This is a genomic window from Amycolatopsis alkalitolerans (genome assembly GCF_006152065.1).
Lineage (GTDB): Bacteria > Actinomycetota > Actinomycetes > Mycobacteriales > Pseudonocardiaceae > Amycolatopsis_E > Amycolatopsis_E alkalitolerans.
This window is the reverse complement of the sequence record NZ_VDFW01000070.1, coordinates 1-1880: the sequence shown is the minus strand read 5'-3', so window position 1 is coordinate 1880 and position 1880 is coordinate 1. Positions and strand designations below refer to the sequence as shown.

The window sequence follows — 1880 nt, the reverse complement described above, 5'->3', positions numbered from 1 at the left end:
TATCAGCGGGCCGAGTTGGATCGTGAGGGGTTTTGGGCGGAGCAGGCGGAGCGGTTGTCGTGGGATACGAAATGGTCGCGGGTGGTGGATTGGTCGGGTGCGCCGTTTGCGAAGTGGTTTGTGGGTGGGCGGTTGAATGTGGCTTATAACTGTGTGGATCGGCATGTGGAGGCGGGGTTCGGGGATCAGGTGGCGATTCATTGGGTGGGGGAGCCTGGTGATACGCGGGAGATTACGTATGCGCGGTTGAAGGATGAGGTGTGCCGGGCGGCTAACGCGTTGTTGTCGTTGGGGGTCGGGGCGCATGATCGGGTGGCGATCCAGTTGCAGATGGTGCCGGAGGCGATCATCGCGATGCTGGCGTGTGCCCGGATCGGGGCGTTGCACAGTGTGGTGTTCGGGGGGTTTTCGCCGACGGCGTTGCGGTCGCGGGTGGATGACGCGGCGGCGAAGGTGGTGATCACCTCGGATGGGCAGTATCGGCGGGGTAAGGCCGCGCCGATGAAGGCGAATGTGGATGAGGCGCTGGCGGGGGCGGAGTCGGTGGAGAAGGTGATCGTGGTGCGCCGGACCGGGGATCCGGAGACGCCGATGAGCGAGGGGCGGGATGTGTGGTGGCATGACCTGGTGGACGCGCAGCCGGTGGGGCACACGCCGGAGGCCTTTGATGCCGAGCATCCGTTGTTCATTCTCTACACCTCGGGCACGACGGGGCGGCCGAAGGGGATTTTGCACACTTCGGGTGGGTATCTGACGCAGGCGGCGTATACGCATCAGGTGGTGTTCGATCACAAGCCGGGCGAGGATGTGTATTGGTGTACCGCGGATATCGGGTGGGTGACCGGGCACTCCTACATTGTGTATGGGCCGTTGGCGAACCGGGTCACGCAGGTGGTGTATGAGGGCACCCCGAACACCCCGCACGAGGGGCGGCACTGGGAGATCATCCAGCAGTACAAAGTGTCGATCTACTACACGGCGCCGACGTTGATCCGGACGTTCATGAAGTGGGGCGATGACATTCCCGCCCGCTACGATCTGTCGTCGCTACGGGTGCTGGGGTCGGTGGGGGAGCCGATCAACCCGGAGGCGTGGATCTGGTATCGCGAGCACATCGGGGCCGGGGCGGCCCCGATCGTGGACACCTGGTGGCAGACCGAGACCGGGGCCATCATGATCTCTCCGTTGCCGGGGGTGACCGCCACCAAACCCGGGTCGGCGCAGACCCCGCTGCCGGGGATCTCGGCGATGGTGGTGGATGACACCGGCAAGGAAGTCCCGCCCGGCGGGGGCGGGTACCTGGTGCTGGACAAACCCTGGCCGGCGATGCTGCGCGGGATCTGGGGCGATAATGACCGCTACCGCGACACCTACTGGTCCCGGTTCGCCGAGCAGGGCTACTACTTCGCCGGGGACGGCGCCAAATACGACGCCGACGGCGACATCTGGCTACTGGGCCGGGTCGATGACGTGATGAACGTGTCCGGGCACCGCATCTCCACCACCGAAGTCGAGAGCGCCCTGGTGTCGCACCCCAGCGTCGCCGAAGCCGCCGTGGTCGGCGCCACCGACCCCACCACCGGACAAGGCATCGTCGCGTTCGTCATCCTCCGCGGCACCGCCACCGAGGGCGACGCGGCGGGTGGTGAGGCCGCCGTGCAAGACCTCCGCAACCACGTCGCCACCGAAATCGGGCCCATCGCCAAACCCCGCCAAATCATGGTCGTCCCCGAACTCCCCAAAACCCGCTCCGGCAAAATCATGCGCCGCCTCCTACGCGACGTCGCCGAAAACCGCGCCATCGGCGACGTCACCACCCTCGCCGACAGCAGCGTCATGGACCTCATCTCCGCAGGACTCAAAACCGGCAAATCCGAAGA

Annotated in this window: 1 protein-coding gene; it reads left to right on the top strand. The window is 65.7% G+C overall.

Annotated features, from left to right (window positions below; genetic code table 11):
- On the top strand, positions 1-1880 hold a 1880-nt coding region (acs, locus tag FG385_RS33640), incomplete at both ends, for an acetate--CoA ligase (RefSeq protein WP_139100858.1).